At 67.4% G+C, this 20,658-nt stretch carries 20 protein-coding genes; all 20 read left to right on the top strand.

The window, feature by feature from the left end; translation table 11 throughout:
* The first annotated feature begins 155 nt into the window (after nt 1-155).
* The 20 genes from LKE50_01170 (at nt 156) to fabZ (ending at nt 20,658) form a co-directional block, all read left to right on the top strand.
* On the top strand, nt 156-1,043 hold the full coding sequence (locus LKE50_01170; GenBank protein MCH3967252.1) for a transketolase: 888 nt from the start codon (nt 156-158) through the stop codon (nt 1,041-1,043).
* Nucleotides 1,036-1,962, top strand: a complete 927-nt coding sequence (locus tag LKE50_01165) for a transketolase family protein (protein MCH3967251.1) — start codon at nt 1,036-1,038, stop codon at nt 1,960-1,962. Before LKE50_01170 ends, LKE50_01165 begins: the two co-directional genes overlap by 8 nt.
* Before the next feature lie 200 nt (nt 1,963-2,162).
* The gene (gene ftsE, locus LKE50_01160) at nt 2,163-3,284 is read left to right on the top strand and encodes a cell division ATP-binding protein FtsE (protein MCH3967250.1); all 1,122 of its coding nucleotides are present in this window, start codon (nt 2,163-2,165) and stop codon (nt 3,282-3,284) included.
* Nucleotides 3,271-4,197, top strand: coding sequence for a permease-like cell division protein FtsX (gene ftsX / locus LKE50_01155; protein MCH3967249.1), 927 nt, complete (start codon nt 3,271-3,273; stop codon nt 4,195-4,197). Before ftsE ends, ftsX begins: the two co-directional genes overlap by 14 nt.
* 159 nt (nt 4,198-4,356) lie before the next feature.
* On the top strand, nt 4,357-6,321 hold the full coding sequence (gene rnr, locus LKE50_01150; protein ID MCH3967248.1) for a ribonuclease R: 1,965 nt from the start codon (nt 4,357-4,359) through the stop codon (nt 6,319-6,321).
* 117 nt (nt 6,322-6,438) lie between these two features.
* Nucleotides 6,439-7,344: a hypothetical protein gene (locus LKE50_01145; GenBank protein MCH3967247.1), complete on the top strand. Its 906-nt coding sequence runs from the start codon at nt 6,439-6,441 to the stop codon at nt 7,342-7,344.
* Entirely contained in the window at nt 7,331-7,798 is a 468-nt protein-coding gene (gene smpB, locus LKE50_01140) for an SsrA-binding protein SmpB (GenBank protein MCH3967246.1), read from the top strand. The genes LKE50_01145 and smpB overlap by 14 nt, the downstream gene beginning before the upstream one ends.
* Before the next feature lie 33 nt (nt 7,799-7,831).
* Entirely contained in the window at nt 7,832-8,503 is a 672-nt protein-coding gene (locus tag LKE50_01135; GenBank protein MCH3967245.1) for a flavin reductase, read from the top strand.
* A 329-nt stretch (nt 8,504-8,832) separates the two neighbouring features.
* Entirely contained in the window at nt 8,833-9,426 is a 594-nt protein-coding gene (locus LKE50_01130) for a nitroreductase family protein (GenBank protein MCH3967244.1), read from the top strand.
* A 125-nt stretch (nt 9,427-9,551) separates the two neighbouring features.
* Complete coding sequence (locus tag LKE50_01125; GenBank protein MCH3967243.1) at nt 9,552-9,692, top strand: rubredoxin; 141 nt, start codon at nt 9,552-9,554, stop codon at nt 9,690-9,692.
* 179 nt (nt 9,693-9,871) lie between these two features.
* Nucleotides 9,872-13,630 (top strand): hypothetical protein, encoded by a 3,759-nt coding sequence (locus LKE50_01120; protein ID MCH3967242.1) that lies wholly within the window; start codon nt 9,872-9,874, stop codon nt 13,628-13,630.
* A 195-nt stretch (nt 13,631-13,825) separates the two neighbouring features.
* A complete protein-coding gene (locus LKE50_01115; protein ID MCH3967241.1) occupies nt 13,826-14,380 on the top strand; it encodes a MarR family transcriptional regulator in 555 nt (184 codons plus the stop codon).
* A gap of 4 nt (nt 14,381-14,384) precedes the next feature.
* Nucleotides 14,385-15,377, top strand: coding sequence for a beta-ketoacyl-ACP synthase 3 (locus tag LKE50_01110; GenBank protein ID MCH3967240.1), 993 nt, complete (start codon nt 14,385-14,387; stop codon nt 15,375-15,377).
* A gap of 79 nt (nt 15,378-15,456) precedes the next feature.
* The gene (locus tag LKE50_01105) at nt 15,457-15,693 is read left to right on the top strand and encodes a phosphopantetheine-binding protein (protein MCH3967239.1); all 237 of its coding nucleotides are present in this window, start codon (nt 15,457-15,459) and stop codon (nt 15,691-15,693) included.
* A 2-nt stretch (nt 15,694-15,695) separates the two neighbouring features.
* Nucleotides 15,696-16,637 (top strand): nitronate monooxygenase, encoded by a 942-nt coding sequence (locus tag LKE50_01100; GenBank protein MCH3967238.1) that lies wholly within the window; start codon nt 15,696-15,698, stop codon nt 16,635-16,637.
* A complete protein-coding gene (locus tag LKE50_01095) occupies nt 16,625-17,566 on the top strand; it encodes an ACP S-malonyltransferase (protein ID MCH3967237.1) in 942 nt (313 codons plus the stop codon). The genes LKE50_01100 and LKE50_01095 overlap by 13 nt, the downstream gene beginning before the upstream one ends.
* Nucleotides 17,566-18,336 (top strand): 3-oxoacyl-[acyl-carrier-protein] reductase, encoded by a 771-nt coding sequence (fabG, locus tag LKE50_01090; GenBank protein ID MCH3967236.1) that lies wholly within the window; start codon nt 17,566-17,568, stop codon nt 18,334-18,336. Before LKE50_01095 ends, fabG begins: the two co-directional genes overlap by 1 nt.
* A 63-nt stretch (nt 18,337-18,399) precedes the next feature.
* Entirely contained in the window at nt 18,400-19,647 is a 1,248-nt protein-coding gene (gene fabF / locus LKE50_01085; protein MCH3967235.1) for a beta-ketoacyl-ACP synthase II, read from the top strand.
* Nucleotides 19,648-19,649: 2 nt separating this feature from the next.
* A complete protein-coding gene (gene accB / locus LKE50_01080) occupies nt 19,650-20,135 on the top strand; it encodes an acetyl-CoA carboxylase biotin carboxyl carrier protein (GenBank protein ID MCH3967234.1) in 486 nt (161 codons plus the stop codon).
* A 91-nt stretch (nt 20,136-20,226) separates the two neighbouring features.
* The gene (fabZ, locus tag LKE50_01075; GenBank protein MCH3967233.1) at nt 20,227-20,658 is read left to right on the top strand and encodes a 3-hydroxyacyl-ACP dehydratase FabZ; all 432 of its coding nucleotides are present in this window, start codon (nt 20,227-20,229) and stop codon (nt 20,656-20,658) included.

Genomic DNA, 20,658 nt, shown 5'->3' with positions numbered 1-20,658 from the left:
CTTGCTCCTCGCAGGTTCCCGACCGGCGTCGCAGGTGTGCCATTTTGCTTGCTGACAATGCCATCTAGCTGGGATATCATGGACGGCGCTTGTCGCGCACCTGCGCCTTGCGCCGTCCTTCTCGACGCGTACCTCTCACCATAGACGGGAGACACATGAACACTACCCAACCACCGTGCTCGCCTGGGCAGATCAGGCTCATCGCCAACGCGATGCGGCACGACGTCATCACCGAGCTCGAGGCCTCCAAGTCGGGGCATCCCGGTGGAAGCCTCTCTGCCGCCGACATCGTGGCCACGCTGTTCTTCTCGGGACTCATGAAGTACGACCCCAAGCAGCCTGACGACCACTCGCAGGACCACTTCATCCTCTCGAAGGGCCACGCGGCACCGGTCCTCTATGCCGCGTTTCACCAGCTCGGCTGGCTCACGGACGACGACATGCTGACCCTGCGCCAGCTCGGCTCCAAGCTGCAGGGCCATCCGGACGCCCACGCCTGCCCCGGCGTCGAGGTCTGCTCGGGCAGCCTCGGCCAGGGGCTCTCGGTCTCGACCGGCATCGCCCTCGGGCTCAAGATGGATGCCAAGCGCGATGGCACCGACCCCCACCACGTGTTCTGCGTCCTCGGTGACGGCGAGATGCAGGAGGGCTCCAACTGGGAGGCCCTCATGTTCGCGGCGTCGCGCGGGCTCGACAACATCGTGGCCTTCCTCGACCTCAACAACCTGCAGATCGACGGTCATGTCACCGACGTCTGCACCCTGGGCGACGTCGATGCCAAGCTCACCGCCTTCGGCTGGAGCGTCCAGCACATCGACGGCCACGACGTCGACGCCATCGAGGCGGCCACGTCGGCGGCGCTCGCCCATACGGGCAACCCCTCCATCGTGGTGTGCGACACCATCAAGGGCAAGGGCGTCTCGTTCATGGAGGACCAGCAGGGCTGGCACGGCGTGGCCCCCGACCACGACCAGGCCGCCGCAGCGATAGCCGAGCTCGACGCCCAGTTGGAAGAGCTCGAGAAGGAGGTCGACAATGGCTAAGAGGGCTACGCGTGAGGCCTATGGCGAGACGCTCGTCGAGCTCGTCGAGGAGGGCCTGGACGTGGTGGCGGTCGACGCCGACCTTGCCGGCTCCACCAAGACGGCAGTGCTCGGCAAGGCCTATCCCGACCGTCTCGTCGACGTCGGCATCGCCGAGCAGGACATGATGGACGTGGCCGCGGGCCTGTCCCTCACGGGACGCATCGCGTTCACCGGCAGCTTCGCCGTCTTCGGCACCGGCCGCAACTATGACCAGATCAGGAACACCGTGGTCGACTCCGGCCTCAACGTGAAGGTATGCCCCACGCATGCCGGCATCACGGTGGGCGAGGACGGTGCCACCCACGAGATGCTCGAGGACATCGGGCTCATGCGCGGGCTCCCCGGCATGAGGGTGCTCGTGCCCGCCGACTTCAACGCCGCCAAGGCCGCGATCCGCCTGGCCGCGACCACGCCGGGACCGGTCTACGTGCGCATGGGGCGCCATAAGGTGCCCGAGGTCTATGGCTCCGACTTCAAGGGCGGCCTGCCCTATGCGGGCGTGCTCCGCGAAGGCACCGACGTCACGCTCGCCGCCTGTGGCGTGGAGGTCGCCTGCGCGATGGACGCTGCCGAGCTGCTCGCGGCCGAGGGCATCTCCGCCGAGGTCGTCGACGTGTTCTCCGTCGAGCCGCTGGACGAGGACGTCATCCTCGCGAGCGCGGCCAAGACCGGGCATGTCGTCACCTGCGAGGAGCACTCCGTGGCTACGGGCATGGGGGCCGCGGTGGCCGAGCTCCTCTCGACCAAGGCCCCGCTGCCGATGCGCATGGTGGGCATGCGGACCTTCGGTACCTCCGCGCCGGCAGACGTGCTTCTCGAGCACTTCGGCCTCGACGGTGCCGGCATCGCCAAGCAGGTCAAGGACTTCCTGGCATAGAGGCTGGGACCTGGACGTCTTCGATGGGGGTCGTCGCGCGGTCGTTGCGCGGCGGCCCCCATCCTGTCGCCTCCTGCCCGGGCGCGGCCATGCGATGCGGCATAGGCCTGCTATAACGTGGGATTCATATGATGCCGCAGCTCGTTTGGTATGATATCGGGCGAACTGTCCGCCTATCGCGCGAAAAAAAGGAGCATTAAGTGGCCAACCACTTCCGCAGCAGCGAGCGACAGGACGAGACGGCCGACATGCCGCCCCAGGAGGAGCAGCCGTCATCGACATCAGATGAGGCACAGGCATCCTCCGTCCCAGATTCCCTCGTTGACCAGATCATGGCCGAGGCACCGGTCGCAGATGACCCCACCCCTGCCCAGGACGTACCTGCCGTCCCCGAGGCTCCCGTCGAGCAGACGATGACCTCCCAGCCGGCACGCACCTCGTCCATCCCCGATCCCATGGCACCCGCCGCCCCCACGCCTGACGCGGACCCGTTCGCAGGTGCCCAGGCCGTCGTGCCCACGACCGCCTCCGTCCCGGCTGACCCTACGACCCAGCCCGGGTACACGAGCGTCTTCGCACCCCTCTCCGACGACTCTCAGCCGGTCGCCCGTGACGGTCGGCCCACCATCTCGCTGCGCGACGTCACCATGGTCTATCCCGCGCAGCCCAACAAGCCCGCCCTCCAGGACGTCGCCGTCGACATCTATGCCGGCGAGTTCGTGTTCCTCGTGGGCCACTCGGGCTCGGGCAAGTCGACCTTCCTGAAGCTCCTCACCCGTGAGGTCAAGGCCACCAAGGGCGAGGTCATCGTCGCTGGCAAGGACCTCACCAAGATGCGCAACAGCAAGGTCCCGTTCCTGCGTCGCCAGATCGGCTCCGTCTTCCAGGACTTCAAGCTCCTCCAGGACAAGACCATCTACGAGAACGTCGCCTTCGCCCTCGAGTGCATCGGCAAGCCTCGCTCGGTCATCAAGGCCCAGGTCCCCGAGGCGCTCCGCCTCGTCGGACTGGGTGACAAGCTCGACGTGTTCCCCGACCAGCTCTCTGGCGGCGAGCAGCAGCGTGTCTCCGTGGCCCGTGCCATGGTGAACCGTCCGCCGCTGCTCGTCTGCGACGAGCCCACGGGCAACCTCGACCCTGCCATCTCGCTCGGCATCATGAAGCTGCTCGAGCGCATCAACCGTACCGGTACCACCGTGATCATGGCCACGCACGACCGCGAGATGGTCGACTCCATGCGCAAGCGCGTCATCGCGCTCGAGGCCGGTCACGTGGTCCGCGACCAGGAGAAGGGAGGCTACGGCTACTATGGCGCCCTCTAATTTCGGCTACTCGCTCCGCGAGGCGGGGCATCACTTCCACCGCAACTTCGGCACCTTCTTCGGCGCGGTGGTCACGATCTTCCTGTCACTGTTCATCATCGGGCTCTTCATCATGGCCTCGGCCCTCATCAACAGCATGGTGAGCGGCGTCGAGGACCAGGTCACCATCCAGGCGTTCCTCTCCGACGACGCGGCCCAGTCCGACGTCGACAACCTCCAGTCAGAGGTCGAGGGCTGGAACAACGTCGAGTCCGTCACCTACAAGAGCAAGGACGAGGCCCTCGAGGAGTACAAGGAGACGATGTCGAACAAGAACGCGTCCGACGCCGTCGCTGCGCTCGACGGGCAGAACCCCGTTCCTGCTTCGCTCGTCATCAAGCTCAACGATCCCCAGCAGGTCGAGTCCGTGGCCAACAAGCTCATCGACGACGACGGCTTCGCCAAGGTCGCCGATGACGCGAACGACCTCAGCTCCTCCGTGCAGTACGGCCAGCAGACCGTCGAGAAGCTCTTCAGCGTGACCAACTACATCCGCATCATCGCGGTCGTGCTCGTGCTTCTCCTCACCTTCGTGGCCTTCGTGTTCATCAACAACACGATCCGCCTGGCCATCACGGCACGTCGTCGCGAGATCGCCATCGAGCGCCTGGTCGGCGCGTCCAACAGCTTCATCCGCGGGCCCTTCATCATGGAGGGCGTGCTCGAGGCCCTCTTCGGCGCGGTCCTGGCCATCGTGGGCATCGAGCTCATCCGTCAGCTCCTGCTGCCGAGGCTCGCCAACAGCCTGCAGTTCCTCTCGTTCGAGCTCTCGACCTCGACGATGCTCATCACCTACGGGCTGCTCATCGTCATCGGCCTCGTCATCGGCTTCTTCGGTTCCGCCATCGCCATGAGGCGCTACCTCAAGGTGTAGTAGGCTCAAGGCACACGGTAACGCCATCGGGGCATCGCGGCTACGTCCGCGGTGCCCCGCTTCGTCTGGAGGCAGACCATGTCACATCGACGCAGGGGTACGGGACATGGCAGGTCGCACCAGGGCGGAGGACCCGGTCATAAGGTGCGTACCGGGAGCATGACCCTCACGGGCACGCTCCACGTGCAACGTGCCGACTCGGCCACGGTCGAGACCCCCGAGGGCACCTACCGCATCGCGCGCGGCGGCCTTCGCGAGGGGATGAACGGCGACGTGGTGGGTGTGAGCATCACGCGCCAGCGCGGAGAGGAACCGCAGGCCTACGTGCAGTCCGTGCTGCAACGGGCGGTCACGACCTTCCTGGCCACCTTCGGCGTGGCTGGCCCCCTCGGCGTCTGCGTGCCCCTTGACGAGCGAATCCGTCGCGACTTCTTCGTCCTGCCCGAGGACACCTCGCCGGCACGCCATGACGTGGCCGAGGGCGACGTGGTCGTGGCCCGCATCGAGTGCTATCCCAAGCGACGCGAGGCAGGCGTGGCCACGGTCGAGCGGCGGGTGGGTTCGTCGACCGAGCTCGACATGGGCGTCGAGGGCGTCATCGCCTCATATGACCTCCCCACGGCCTTCCCCGACCGCGTGCTCGAGCAAGCCTCTGGGCTTACGTCGGACCTGAGGTCGGCGCTCGCGGAGAAGGGCCGTGCAGACCTGCGCGACGTGCCGTGCGTCACCATCGACCCGGCGACGGCGCGCGACTTCGATGACGCCATATCTTGCCGTCACCTCGCGCACGGCGGCTACGAGCTGGGCGTCCATATCGCGGACGTGACCCACTACCTCGCATGGGACACCCCCATGGACGACGAGGCACGTGCCCGTACCTGCTCGGTCTACCTGGCAGACCGCGTGATTCCCATGCTTCCCGAGCGCCTCTCGTGCGACCTGTGCTCGCTCGTGCCAGGCGAGGACCGCCTGGCGATGAGCGTGACGCTGCGCCTCACCGAGGCCGGCGAGGTCGCCTATGCGCATGCGACCCCATCCGTCATCCGCTCGCATGCCCGTCTCGACTATGACCTCGTCGACCGGCTGCTCGAGGGCAAGGCGACGCCTTCCGACCTGCCGTGCGACGAGGGGTTCGCAGATGCGCTTGCCGAGGAGCTTGCCGCGGCGGACGAGCTGGCCGCCAAGCGTCGTGCGATCCGTCACGAGCGCGGCTCCATCGACTTCGACTCGCAGGAGGCCAAGGTCACGCTCGGCGAGGGCGGGCATCCCACCGGCGTCGTGGTCCGCAGCCAGACGCGGGCGACCTCCCTCGTGGAGGAGGCGATGCTGCTGGCCAACGAGGCGGTGGCGGAGATGCTCGACGAGGCCCAGTACCCGGCCGCGTTCCGCGTGCACGAGGCGCCGAGCCCCGATGCCCTCGCCTCCATCCTCCCGCTGCTCCGGGAGCTCGACCTCGCGAGCGGGGACGAGCTGGAGCGCGTGCATGCGGGCAATGCCCAGGCGATCCAGGGCGTGCTCGCGCGCGCCAAGGGGACGCCGGGCGAGTACGTGGCATCGACCCTGCTGCTCCGCTCCATGAAACGTGCCATCTACCTGCCACACAACGACGGCCACTATGCCCTGGGCGCCGACGCATACTGCCACTTCACCTCGCCCATCAGGCGCTATCCGGACGTCATCGTGCACCGCGCCCTGAAGGCCCTTCTCGCCGGAAAGGCCTTGACGCCGGGTGAGGACGGCTGCCAGGGGCTGCTCCCGCAGCTCTGCCGCACCTGCTCGGACCGCGAGCGCATCGCGGACGCCGCCGAGCGTGCCTCGCAGAAGGTCAAGATGGCCGAGCTCTATCTCGAGCACGTGGGAGAGGACGCGGACGGCCTCGTGGTGGGTTGCGAGCGTTTCGGCCTCTTCGTGCGCCTCGACGACACCTGCGCCGAGGGGCTCCTCCCCGTGCGCGGCCTCGGCGAGGAGTGGTTCTCGTACGACGAGGAGAGGATGAGCCTCACGGGCGAGTCGAGCGGCGACGTCTGGCGTGTGGGCCAGCGCATCCGCGTGACGGTCGCCGGATGCAAGCCCGTGCGCGGCCAGATCGACTTCACGCTCGCCCATGGGTACAAGAAGGCGTGAGTGTGGCACACTAGGGCCCACCTCGAACCATCCCGCGAACGGACGTCGCAGGCGGCACCCGCGACCGTGCCCGTACCGATTCCGTCGCGTCATACCTGACCTGTGCAAAGGAGCACCATGCAAGAGAACCAGACCCAGCTGACCGACCAGCTCGTCCATGCGGAGGCCCTCATGGCCTCGGGACAGAGCGCCGAGGCGCAGACGTACCTCGCGCGCCTCGCCGAGGATGCCGAGGAGTACGTGGACCGCAACTGCCCCACCTCCGAGGACGTCCAGTGGTTCAGCTTCCCCACCATCTTCGAGCGCCTGTGCTATCGACGCGTCGAGAAGGACCCGCGTGAGCTCAAGGACGTGGGCGAGCCCTTCGACCGGCTCTATGCCGACCTGGCCTTCGCCAACGTGCACGAGGGCGACTACGATTCTGCCATCGAGGCCCTGAAGCACGCCATCCGCTGGAACCCCATGGGGTGTGGCTATCGTCTTGACCTGGCGGAGCTGTGTCGCGCCACGGATGACGTCCAGGAGTGGCTCGCGCTGTCCTTCTCGGTGTTCGAGCGCGCGAGCGACGTGCGTCACCTCGCACGCGCCTATGCCAACTTCGCGCGGTGGTATGCCGACACCAAGCGGTATGACCTCGAGGCGGCTGCCCTGCGCTGCGGGCTCAGGCTCGGGGTGTCGGACGACGAGCTGACGCAGCTCGCCGATGCGGCGCGTGGGGGAGAGGCCGATCCCGCAGGCATCACCGACGAGAAGGCGGAGGAGCTTCTCGGCGGTGAGGGCATCGCGTCGGGGGCCAACGCCGACGTGGCCATCTGCCTGCTCATGTGTGCCACCGATGCCGCGGAGGACGGTGACACCAACCTGGCCACCTCGCTCACGCTCAGGGCACGCGACCTCGTGGGGGCACCTGCCGCCGAGGCGTTGGTGCAGCTCATCCATGCGAGCGACGCCGACCTCGCTGTCGATGGCGATGCGGACGACGGCACGTCCCCCGCAGGAGGCGACCCCCATGCCCAGGCGTGAGCGCAAGACCATCGCGCGCAACCGGTCCGCCCGGCACGAGTACTTCATCGACGAGACGTTCGAGGCGGGCATCGAGCTCACGGGGACCGAGGTCAGGAGCCTACGCGAGCGTGCCTGCCAGATCACGGACGCGTTCTGCCTCGTCCGCGGCGGCCAGTGCTGGCTCCATGGGGTCCACATCCCGCCGTTCAGCCATGGCAACATCGCCAACGGCGACCCCGACCGCAAGCGGCGCCTGCTCCTGCACCGCCACCAGATCGACTACCTCGACGGCAAGCTCCGCACCAAGGGCATGGCGCTGGTGCCGCTCGAGCTGTTCTTTGACGACCACAACCGAGTGAAGCTCATCATCGGCCTCGCAAAGGGTAAGAAGCTGTACGACAAGCGCGATGACATGGCCAAGCGTGACGCGCAGCGCGACATCGCGCGTGCCCTCAAGGAGCACAACCGGTAAGCCGCGCGGCACAGGCCTTACAGGGAGGTTCTCATGGACAAGACCGCGTTCTTCAAGTTCAGCTACGGCGTCTACGTCGTCTCGGCGGACGACGGCGAGCATGTGGGGGCATGCCTGGTCAACACCGGCTGCCAGCTCACGAGCGACCCCTACCAGGTCATGGTCTGCGTCAACAAGGAGAACTTCACGGCGAGCGTCATCCAGAACGCCGGCCACTTCGCCCTCACGGTCTTGTCCGAGAAGGCCACGATGGACTATGTGGGCACCTTCGGCTTCAAGTCGTCCGAGACGGTGGACAAGTACGACGGCCTCGAGGTCGACACCTCGACCCTGTTCGACCCGTACTGTCCGCAGAACGCCTGCGCCGTCATGTCGTGCGCCGTGGTGAACACGTTGGACGTCGGCACGCACATCGTCTTCGTGGGCGAGGTCTGCGAGGCCAAGGTCCTCTCGAACGACAAGCCCATGACGTACGACTACTACCACACGGTCCTGCGCGGCAAGACCCCGCCCAAGGCCAGCGCCTACGTGGAAGGCGCCGACGCCTCCGAGCAGCCGGCGGCAGCCACCGCGGGCGGGGCGCTCCACCACTTCCGCTGCACCGTGTGCGGCTACGTCTACGAGACTCCCGACGAGGAGCTCCCTGCGGACTTCACCTGCCCGCTCTGTGGCGTCGGCCCCGACAAGTTCGAGAAGGTCGACTAGCTCGGCGATGCGTCCGATATAACGTGCGGCCTGCGGCGGCGTCACCTCGGTGGCGTCGCCGCCCTTTTGGCCAGAGGCCCACTGCTGCGAGGTTGGGACGGCGGCCCGAGGGTTCTTCTCGGCGTCGGTCTCGTTTGCTCCATCTGTCTTGCCCGCAGCGTCTGTCGATGCATTCCCTAGCGGAATAATATCCGCTAAATAGCGAGAAACACAAGGAAATGCATCGACAGACGAACGGCGCGGGGGAGTGGACGCTGCCCGAGTGGGTATATACGACAAGACAAGTCACATATACGGGGCGCCTGTGGTGCCAAGACAAGGAGAGACCCATGGAATACCTGGACGCTATCCAGCATCGTCGGAGCTACTACATGTTGGATGACACGTCTCCCATCTCGGATGGGCAGATCGAGAAGATCATCGGACATTGCCTCACCTATGTCCCGTCGGCCTTCCACAGCGAGACCGCCCGCGTGGTGGCCCTCTTCGGAGAGTCCCATGCCCGCCTGTGGAAGATCGTGGAGGACACCTTGCGCGCCCGCGTGCCGCCTGAGAGGTTCGGCAGTACGGAAGCCAAGCTCAAGGGATTCGCTGCGGGCCACGCGACGCTCCTCTTCTTCGAGGAGCAGGAGACCGTGGAGGCGCTGCAGGCGCAGTTCCCCACCTATGCCGACAACTTCCCGCTCTGGTCGCAGCAGGCGAGCGGCATGGTGCAGCATGCCGTCTGGTGCGCCCTCGAGGCCGAGGGGCTGGGCGCGAACATCCAGCACTACAACCCGCTCATCGACGAGCAGGTGGCCGCCGAGTTCGACGTGCCGTCAAGCTGGAGGCTGATCAGCCAGATGGTCGTCGGCATGCCTACGGCCGAGCCCGGCCCGCTCGAGTACAAGCCTCTCGATGAGCGGCTCGTCGTCAAGCACTGACCTGCGATGCAAATGCTATGAACAGACAAACATATGAGCGTCTGAAGCTCGTCGTGTGGGGTAGACTAGCCGTGAGCGCACGAAGGGTGCGCCTCTGAACACACATGACATCCCAGGAGGAAAGCATGGCTGACGAGAAGAAGTACACGTTCCGTTGCACCGTCTGCGGCTATGAGGTCACCGTCGACACCCCCGAGCTTCCCGAGGACTTCGTCTGCCCGATGTGCGGCGTCGGTCCTGACCAGTTCGAGCTCGTCGAGGACTAGCTTCCCGAACGTGCGTCTGGACCATCGAGCGGGCCACCTGCCTCTGGCGGGTGGCCCGCTCTGCTGTGCCGCTGTCTTGAGCTGCACGGATGAAGCGATAGGGGAGTAAAATACTTTTGATTATGCAGATGCGACGGGTCGGCCTGTCGGGCCCGGGCCGAGCGCGAGGGGAGGGGCACATGAGGAAGCAGCGGGGAACCCATGTGCCCCAACGTCCGTATCGCCCTCGGCACCTTGCCCGCCGGCAGGTCCTGACGGGGCTGTTGCCCCTTGCCCTCGTCGTCGTGCTGCTGGTCTGCGTCACAGGCGTGGCGGGTGGTCGTGCCACTGCCGCGCGTGCGGCAGGTACCCCTCTGGCTGCGACCGAATCCGCGGCCGTTGCCGAGGCTGCCACGACCGAATCCACCACGGCGCAGGCGACCTCGCCGGACTCGGCGTCCTCTGCGACGACCGAGGCCAGCGCATCCAGCGACGCCGACACCGCAGCAGGCACCGAGGTGGCAGACTCGTCCGACGCGGGCATCATGCTCATGAGCGATGACGAGGGGCTCATGAGCGATGACGAGGGGCTCATGACCATGGCGACGGACGATGTGGACGTGGTCTCATGGGACACCACCAACAGCAAGTTCGTCGAGGGCTCGCAGACCACGATGACAGCCATAAAGGGCGCGGCGTCGCAATGGGCATCCTCCGAATACGGGACTTCGATCGCCGGATTCGCGATGCTTGCGGACGGCAGCATCTCGGGGGCGTCCTTCTCTGCGGGGACCTATAGCAAGTACATGTGCAGCACGCCATTGGATGGCACGCCGACGACGAGCTATGCGCTCGCGCTCGATGGGACCTCGTTCGCCTCGGGCACGGGCACCACCACGTTCGAGAACATGACCATCAACCTCACCAACGGCAGTCACCTCGACTGCTCGAGCGGCGGCAGCCTCGTCTTCAAGAACTGCACCATCACCATCGACGGCACCAGCTACATCACGAGCGCCGGCAGCCTCTCCCTCGACGGGTGCACCGTCACCGGGTCCAAGGGGTCGGCGACCGACATCCAGCTCACGGGTGGCACCTGCGCCCTCACGGGCACGGACGCCTTCACCGGCTGCAGCATCGACACGGCCAAGGCCGCCTCCATCACCACCTCCGGCACCACGACGCTCACCGACTGCGCGCTCACCGGCACCACGGACCGGACCACCTCGCTCGTCTCGCTCACCGGCGGCACCACCACCGTCGGCGGCACCACCACCATCACCGGCATCGGTGACACCGCCAATAAGACTGCCGGGGCCGTCTTCAACGTGACCGGCGGTGCCACGCTGAACCTGGCCGGCGGGACCATCTCAAACTGCAACATCAGCGCGCCAAGGGACTTCATAAGAGGCGGTGCCGTCGCGTATGTGGACAGCGGCACCATCAACCTCACCGGCACCACCGTGAGCGGCTGCGGAAACGGAAATTCCTCCGAGTATTCCTGCGGCCCGTTCTCCGTCTCCGGTACCGGGAAGATGAACATGTCCGGTGGCACCATCGAGAACTGCAAGGGGTCACATGGTGGCGCGGTGAGCGTCTTCTCGAGCACAGGCAGCTTCAGCATGACCGGTGGCACCATCTCCGGATGCAGCGCATGGTTTGACGGTGGCGCGATCTTCACGAGTGTGGGGACCGTGTCCGTCGGCGGGACGGCGCAGATCACCGGGAACTCCTCCGGGCGCAACGGCGCGGCCATCAGCGCACGGACGAGCAGCACGGTCACGATATCTGGCTCTCCGGTCATCACAGGGAACAACTGCACCGGCACCGAGACCACGGGAGGGTCGACCGTGGGCGCCGTCGGCGGCTTCAATGCCGGCAGCCACGGCATCTTCTACATCTCTGGGACCCCCACCATCACCGGCAACACCTACAAGGGCGGCACCACCAGCGAGGAGAAGGCCGACCTCGCGGTCTATGACACGACGTCCCTCAAGGTGGGAGACATGGGTGCTGCCGCCTCGGTGGGCATCTGCTCGCCAAACGCCAACCTGCTCAAGTCGGGCGTCCAGTTCGCGACCACCTCGCCCGAGACGGCCAACACCACCTCTGGCCTGAACACCTTCTTCAACGACAAGAACACGACGGGTGGGATCACGCTCATTGGTGCCTCGGGGACCGCTTCGGCGGTCGTCTGGGGACAGGGGACCTGCCAGATCATCCGCGACGGCAAGCTGGTCGGCATCTATGCCTCGCTGACCGACGCCTGTGCCTCGGCCCAGAGCGATGACCGCATCGAGGTCTACAAGAGCCATACGCTCACCTCGGCGGCGACCCTGCCCTCCACGGTCACCGGCGTGACCATCACGACGGCACCCACCGACACCGCGACCGCGACGGGGGCCCATGTCTTCGAGCCGGCGACCGGCGAGTCGGACGAGGCCGCGGTCTCGCGTGCCACCTCCTATGCCGGCACCATGCTCTCGGTGGCTGGTGCCTACGAGACGATGGACAACCTCGTCATCGACGGCGCGAGCACCGCGGCCTCCTCGACCGTGACGATCGCGAGCGGGGCCTCCCTCACGCTCAAGGATGCCGCCGTCCAGAACTGCAGGACCGCCAGCGGCGCCGGGGCGGTGAGTGTGGCAGATGGTGGCGCGCTCAAGGTCACCGGGCTCGTCCTGCTCCATGGCAACACCGCCTCGGCGGACACGACCGACGACAACAACGTGAGCCTCTCGTCCGGTGGCCTCATCCAGGTCATCGATTCGCTTACGGCGGGCTCGTCCATCGGGGTCACCGTGCCTACTGCCCAGCATGTGGCCTACCACGCGATCGCCAAGGGGTATGCGAGCGGCGCGGAGTCCACCACGGTGGCGGCCGCCTCGGTCGGCTACTTCTTCGATGACACCAACCCCGTCCTGGGCATCGGGGCCAACAGCGTGACGGGCCACGCCGACCTCGACACGTTCGTCTACTTCGAACCGCCTACCAAGTTACAGTTCTACAAGACCACGTCCGCGACCGACGGGCTGCCACTGGCGGGCGCGACCTTCCACCTGTACCGCTATATCGGGAGCGGTACGCCGCCGACGGGCTATCTCACTGATGCCGAGCTCGCGGCAGACACTTCGAACTGGACCATCGTGCCGAACAGCGCGACCAAGACCAACGACTACACCAGCACGTCCACGGGCCTGGTCGACTGTGGCGGCCTCGATGACGGATATGGTCGCATCGTCGAGGTGACGACCCCCACCGGCTTCACGGCGCCCACCTGCGAATGGCAGGTCTGTGTGAACTCGGCGGCAGCCGACCCCAACAAGTTCGTCTTCACGCAGATCGACGAGTCGACGACCACGGTGAACGTCTTCTCGACCACCTACGATGCCGATACCGGCACGACCACCTACACGCTGCCCAACACGCCCGAGACCGGCATCCTCTATGTGGGCAAGACCGTGGCCGGCGACTATGGCGACAAGACCAGGTCCTTCTCGTTCACGGCGAACTTCTCTGATGCCTGTACGGGCAGGGTCTACGACGCGGACGGCAATCAGGTGGGAAGCGACATCGCCTTTGACGGGGACATCGAGAAGTCCTTCACGCTCGCGGACGGGCAGTACCTCGTCGCCACCAATCTGGAGCTCTCGACCACCTGCGTCGTCATCGAGACCGATGCGCAGGCGAGCGGGTCCAGCTCGAGCACGCCCTATGTCTGTTCCATGGCTCAACGGGACGGCAGCGTCGGGTACGTCTCGATGACCCCGGGTACCAAGTTGGCGACCGTGACGTTCACCAAAGCCGGCATGACCGGCGTCGACTTCACCAACACCAGGACCGCCGTCGTGGCCACCGGGGTCCATTCGAACGACGCGGCCTGGGTGGGCTTCGTCGTGGGCGTGGGGCTCGTCCTGGCGGTCGTGCTGGCCCTTCGCCTGCGTCGCCGCCGGGCATAGGTCCATATCACCGCAGCTCACGGGTCGTGGATGCCGGGCGGTCCGTTACATCCCACAGCCTCCTGTGAACGCTCCATGGAGCATGGTCTCCCCCTTGCCAAAGCCCCTCTAGGTCCATATAGTTAGTTAGCCTAACTAACTAATCATGCCGAGAGGCACGGTCGCGTCGCGTGCGTCCGAGGAGGGGAGGGGCAGATGGCAGGACAGCAGGAGAGGGGCCGTCGCGAGGCGGCGGAGCCCACGCTCGGTGCCGCCATGGCCCAGCGTGCCCGCTCCGGAGTCCCCCTGACCCCCTCGTTCGCCGCCGAGCTCAACGACCTGCTGGCCGCGACCTATGGCTCGATCGACGTGCTCGAGGGCCAGCTCCTGAACCGTGGCCACGGCCTCGACGTCTCGGTGAGCGAGAGCCACCTGCTCGACGCCATCGGCCATGCCACCCTGCACGGTGCGGGCACCATCTCGGTCTCGCAGCTTGCCGAGGCCGCCGACATCAGGGTCCCCTCGGCCACCGCGGCGGTCAACCGCATGGTCGCCAAGGGCCTGGTCGAGAAGCACCGCAGCGCCCATGACGGGCGTCGCTTCGACCTCACGCTCACGCACTCGGGCGAGGCGGTCTTCAGGCTCCACGCCATCTTCCACCAGCACATGGCCGAGGCCGTGGCCGGTGACATGACGTCCGAGGAGCGCGAGATCCTGCTCGAGGGCATCCGTCGCCTGGAGCACTTCTATGCAGAAGCCAGGGAGGCATAGCGCGATGTCGTTCCACATCATGGGTACCGGCAGCTACCTTCCCGCGCGCTCCGTCACCAACGACGAGCTCTCGGCCTTCCTCGACACGTCGGACGAGTGGATCCGCGAGCGCACCGGCATCCACGCGCGTCGCGTCTGCACCACAGAGACCCTCGACGACCTCGCGGTGGGTGCCGCCGAGCGCGCGCTGGCCGACGCCGGCGTCGAGGCGTCCGACCTCGACCTCCTCATCTGCTCGACCACGAGCGCTGACCACCTGATGCCGGCCGAGGCCTGCGTCATCCAGGAGCGCATCGGGGCCACCTGCCCTGCCTATGACATCTCGGCGGCCTGTGCGGGGTTCGTCTTCGCGCTCGATGTCGCCGACGGCACCTTCTGCCGCGGGCGCGCCGAGCGGATCCTCGTGGTCTCGGCCGAGCGCTGCTCGCGCTACCTTGACTGGTCCGACCGCGCGACCTGCGTCCTCTTCGGCGACGGCGCGGCGGCCGCGGTGCTCGGGGCCGGCGGCGAGAGCCCGCTTGCGCTCAAGCTTGCCACCTCCGGTGACGCTGCGGCCCTCGACGTGCCAGGGCTCGCCGGCACGAGCCCCTTCTACGAGGGTCCTGCGACGGACCCGTTCCTCTCGATGGCAGGGAGGCGCGTCTTCAAGTTCGGCGTGAACGCGATCGTCGACGCGACGCGCGGTCTGGCCGAGGAGGCCGGCATCGGGCTCGATGACATCGACCACTTCGTCTTCCACCAGGCCAATCGTCGGATTCTCGACGCGGCCGTGACGCGCCTCGGCATCGATGGCGCGCGTGTGGCCCATACCCTGGCCGAGACGGGCAACATCTCGAGCGCCTGCATCCCGCTCGCGCTCGACCGGCTGAGCTCGGCGGGGGAGCTTGCTGACGGCGACCTCGTGGCCCTCGTAGGCTTCGGGGCAGGCCTGGACGTCGGGAGCTGCCTCCTGCGCTGGGGACCACCCGGGAGGGAAGCGGCGCCCGCGCGTGCCTGACAGTGAACCATCCCGCATCTGCGGGCTTATATAACAGCTGGTAAACAGCGCCTGCGGGCGCCGGAAAAAGGAGAGCACCATGGCAGAGTCAACGTTCGACCGCATCGTGAAGATCCTCAAGGACCAGGACGGCCTCGAGGACGTCGAGCTCACGCGCGACACCAACCTCGCCGAGGTGGGTCTTGACTCGCTGGCCACCGTCGAGGCGGTCATGGCCTGTGAGGACGAGTTCGACATCGAGATCGACGCAGAGTCCAACCCCCAGACCGTCGGCGAGTTCGTCGACATGGTCGACAAGCTGCTCCAGGAGAAGTAGCCATGATTCGCACGCCCGTCTGTGACCTGCTCGACATAGAGAAGCCCGTCTTCCAGGGCGGCATGGCATGGATCGCTGACGCGAGCCTGGCCTCTGCCGTCTCGGAGGCGGGTGGGCTGGGCATCATCTCGGCCATGAACGCCGACGCCGCCTGGGTGCGTGACCAGATCCATGAGTGCCGCCGTCGCACGGACAAGCCCTTCGGCGTCAACATCATGCTCATGAGCCCGTTCGCGGCCGAGGTCGCCCAGCTGCTCGTCGACGAGCAGGTGCCCGTGGCCGTCACGGGTGCGGGTAACCCGATGCCGTACATGGGGGCCTGGAACGCAGCCGGCATCAAGGTCGTGCCCGTGGTCGCCTCCGTGGCGCTCGCGCGCATGGTCGAGCGTGCCGGTGCCACGGCCGTGGTGGCCGAGGGTGGCGAGTCGGGAGGCCATGTGGGCGACCTCACGACGATGGCCCTCGTGCCCCAGGTCGTGGATGCCGTGGACATCCCCGTGGTCGCCGCGGGAGGCATCGCCGACGGTCGTCAGGTGGCCGCCGCCTTCATGCTGGGCGCCGAGGGCGTCCAGGTGGGCACGCGCTTCCTGGTGGCCAAGGAGTGCAACGTGAGCCAGGCCTACAAGGACCGCGTGCTCAAGGCGAAGGACATCTCGACCATCGTCACGGGCCGGCGCAACGGCCACCCCGTGCGCTCGCTCAAGAGCCCCTTCAGCATGGGCTATGCGAAGCTCGAGCTCACGGCTACCGATGACGAGCTCAAGGGCATCACCTCGGGGGCCCTTCGCCGTGCGGCCCAGGATGGCGACGTGGAGGGTGGCTACTACATGTGCGGCCAGGTCGCTGGCATGGTGCACGAGGAGCAGCCGGCCGCCAGAATCGTCGACGACCTCATGGAGGGCGCCGAGAAGACCCTCGGGAAGGCGGGACAATGGGTGCGGTAGCATTTCTCTTCGCAGGACAGGGGGCCCAGGCGCCCGGCATGTGCGCCGACCTCATCGAGGCCGAGCCGGCCGCGGCCGCCGTCTTCGAGATGGCCGACAGCGTGCGCCCCGGCACCACCGAGCAGTGCCTCCACGGCACGGCCGACGAGCTCAGGCTCACGCGCAACACCCAACCCTGCGTCTTCGCGGCGGACCTCGCCTGCGCCCGTGCCCTGGCGGCACATGGCGTGAGCCCGGTCGCCTGCGCGGGCTTCTCGCTCGGCGAGATCGCGGCCCTGGCGTTCACGGGTGCGATGAGCGACGTGGAGGCCATGGCGTTCGTATGCCTGCGCGCACAGCTCATGGATGACGTCTCGGCGCGTCATCCGGGCGGCATGCGGGCCGTGCTCAAGCTCGACGAGGGCAAGGTCGAGGAGCTCGCCGCCAAGGCGGGCGACTGCTGGCCCGTGAACTACAACAGCCCAGCCCAGACCGTGGTGGCGGGGCTTCCCGATGGGCTCGACCGTCTTGACGTGCTCGTGCGCGAGGCGAAAGGCCGCTCCCTCCCCGTGAAGGTGTCGGGCGCCTTCCACAGCCCGCTCATGACCGAGGTGTCGGCGAGCCTGTCCGCATACCTCGACAACCATCCCATCACGCAGCCCGAGATGCCCGTCTGGGCCAACGCCACGGCGGCCCCCTACGAGGGCACCCCAGCCCGCCTGGCCTACGTGCTCTCGGCGCAGGCCTCGCATCCGGTCCGCTGGACGCGCACGCTCACGGGCATGCGCGCCTCGGGCATCGACACGTTCGTCGAGGTCGGTCCGGGCCACACCCTGACCGGGCTCGTGCGCCATACCCTCGACGGCGTGGTCGCACTGCCCTGCGGCACCATGGACCAGCTCGGAGAGGTGCTCTCCGAGCTCGATACCGACGAGGGGACTGACCTGTGATGGCAGAGGCGTCAGGTACCATCGAGCGCGACCAGACCAGGCGGGTCGCGCTCGTCACCGGAGGCTCACGCGGGATAGGCCGCGCCTCGTCGCTCGCGCTCGCGCGCGACGGCTTCGACATCGCCGTCGTCTATGCGGGCAATGCCGAGGCTGCGGCAGACACGGTCGCGGCGCTCGAGGCTGCGGGTGCCACCGCACGGGCGTATCGCTGCGACGTCTCGTCCTCGGACGAGGCCAAGGCGTGCTGCGACCAGGTGACCTCCGAGCTGGGGAGCGTCTGGGCCCTGGTGAACGATGCCGGCATCACGCGCGACGGCCTCATGGCCCGCATGTCCGACGAGGACTTCGACCGTGTGATCGACGTCAACCTCAAGGGTGCCTTCCACATGACGCGCGCCCTCACGCGGGGGTTCCTCCGCCAGAAGGGCGGCCGCATCGTCAACATGAGCTCGATCGTGGGGATCATGGGCAACGCCGGCCAGGCCAACTATGCCGCGTCGAAGGCCGGTCTCATCGGTCTCACGAAGTCGTGCGCGGCCGAGCTCGCGCCGCGTGGCATCACGGTCAACGCGGTCGCGCCGGGCTTCGTCGAGACGGACATGACGGCCGGCCTTCCCGAGAAGGTCCGTGCCTCCTATGACGCACAGATCCCGATGCGCCGCATGGCGGCGCCGGAGGAGGTCGCCGAGGTGGTGGCCTTCCTGGCATCGGACCGCGCAAGCTACGTGACCGGCGAGGTCATTCGGGTGGACGGCGGAATCTGCAGATAACGGGTGTCGATACGGCACACGTCCGGGCCCAGGGTCCGAACGCTACGAGTTGGGAGCGAACACATGGATCGCAGGGTGGTCATCACCGGGCTCGGCGCCGTCACGCCCGTGGGTCTCACGGCGGACGACACATGGTCGGCCCTCAAGGCAGGCACGTGTGGCATCGACACGATCACGCGCTTCGACACCGCTGACTTCAAGGTCAGCGTGGCGGCCGAGGTCAAGGGCTTCGACGCCGAGAGCTACCTCGGCAGGGCCGACGCGCGTCGCAACGACCGCAACGTCGCCTTCGCGCTCGTGGCCTCCGACCAGGCCATGGCCGACTCGGGCCTGGATGCGGAGGGTGCCGTCGACCATGAGCGCCTGGGCGTCTACATCGGCTCCGGCGTGGGTGGCATCGAGTCTTACACGACCAACGACCACCGCATCGCGGAGGGTGGCCCCCGCAAGGCGAACCCCTTCATGATCCCCATGATGATCGGCAACATGGCCTCGGGCGGGGTCTCGATCAGGCACCACGCCATGGGTCCGACGCTTCCCGTGGTCACGGCCTGCGCCACCTCGTCGAACACCGTGGGCGAGGCCTTCCACGCGATCAGGCACGGCTATGCCGACGCCATCCTGGCCGGTGGCACCGAGGCGGCCATCACACCCGAGTCGATCGCAGGGTTCACGGCCTGCCGCGCGCTCACGCGAAACCCTGACCCCACCTCGGCCTGCCGTCCCTTCGACGCGGACCGCGACGGCTTCGTCATGGGTGAGGGCGCCTGTGTCCTCGTGCTCGAGGAGCTGGGCCATGCACAGGCACGCGGTGCCCACATCTACTGCGAGGTAGCGGGCTATGGCAACACGGCCGACGCCTACCACATCACGAGCCCCGACCCCGAGGCGTCAGGCATCACCCGTGCCATCCGCCTGGCCGTCGACGAGGCGTCGCTCGACGCCTCGCAGGGCCTCTACGTGAACGCGCACGGAACCTCGACCAAGGCCAACGACAGCTCCGAGACGCGTGGCCTCAAGCAGGGGCTTGGCGAGGACGCGGCCCGTGCCGCCCATGTGAGCTCCACCAAGTCGATGACGGGGCACATGCTGGGGGCGACGGGTGCCGTCGAGGCCATGGCCTGCGCCCGTGCGCTCGAGGAGGACGTCGTACCGCCCACCATCGGCCTCACGACGCCGGACCCCGAGTGCGACCTCGACTACACGCCGGGTGCGGCCGTGGAGGTCCCTCTCACGTGGGCGCTCTCGACCTCGCTCGGATTCGGCGGACATAACGCGGCGCTGGTCTTCCGCGCCTGGCAGGAGGACTAGCCATGGACATCACGCGCATCGACGAGGTCGCGGACCTCATGGAGCATCACGGCCTCTCGCGCATCCGCGTGGAGGACGAGGACGGTTCCGCGGTGGAGCTCGAGCGCATGTCGGCTCCCGTCGCCGCGCCGCCTGCCCCACCGGCGGCCGCGCCTGCCGCGCCCGTCACGGCCCCGGCCCCGGCGGCACCCGCACTGACCCCTGCCGAGCCGGCGCTCGTCTCGGCGGACGGTGCCCCCATCGACATGGCCAAGGTGCAGGTCGTCTCGGCACCCATGGTGGGTGTCTTCTACGCGGCCCCGAGCCCGGGGGCCGACCCCTTCGTGCACGTGGGCTCCAAGGTCCATGCCGGCGACACCCTCTGCGTCATCGAGGCCATGAAGCTCATGAACGAGGTCACGGCCGAGACGGACGGGGAGGTCGTGGACGTGTGCGCCGAGGACGGCGAGCTCGTCGAGTACGGCTGCTGCCTCATGAAGCTCTACTAGGGCTCGCTCGTCGGACCTTGTCTCGCTCGGACCTGTCATTCAGACCCTGCTGCGCAGGCCGCACGGCTCGCGCACGGACGGAAGGACTGTCGTGAATCACAAGGAACTCGAGAACCTGCTTCCCCATCGCGATCCCATGCTGCTGCTCGACGAGGCCGAGGTGGTCGACGGCGTGGCGCACGGCATCGTGCGCGTGCGCGGCGACGAGTGGTTCGTCCAGGGTCACTTCCCCGGCAACCCCGTCGTACCCGGCGTGATCCTCTGTGAGATGCTCGCCCAGAACTGCTGCGTCCTGCTCGCCGAGGACCCCGCCGCCAAGGGCGCCACGCCCTACTACACGAGCCTCGACCACGTCCGCTTCAAGCATCCCGTCCGTCCCGGCGACACCTTGGAGCTCACCTGCGAGCTCACGCGCTCGCGCGGTCCCTTCCGCTTCGCCACCGGCGAGGCGCGCGTCGGGGACGACCTCTGCGCGAAGGCCGACATGAGCTTCGCGCTCGTGCCGCCCGAGGGGAAGGCGTAG

The sequence above is a fragment of the Atopobiaceae bacterium genome (assembly GCA_022483015.1).
GTDB lineage: Bacteria > Actinomycetota > Coriobacteriia > Coriobacteriales > Atopobiaceae > JALCUE01.
Note: the sequence above shows the minus strand (reverse complement) of the source record. Positions and strands in the feature narration are given on the sequence as shown.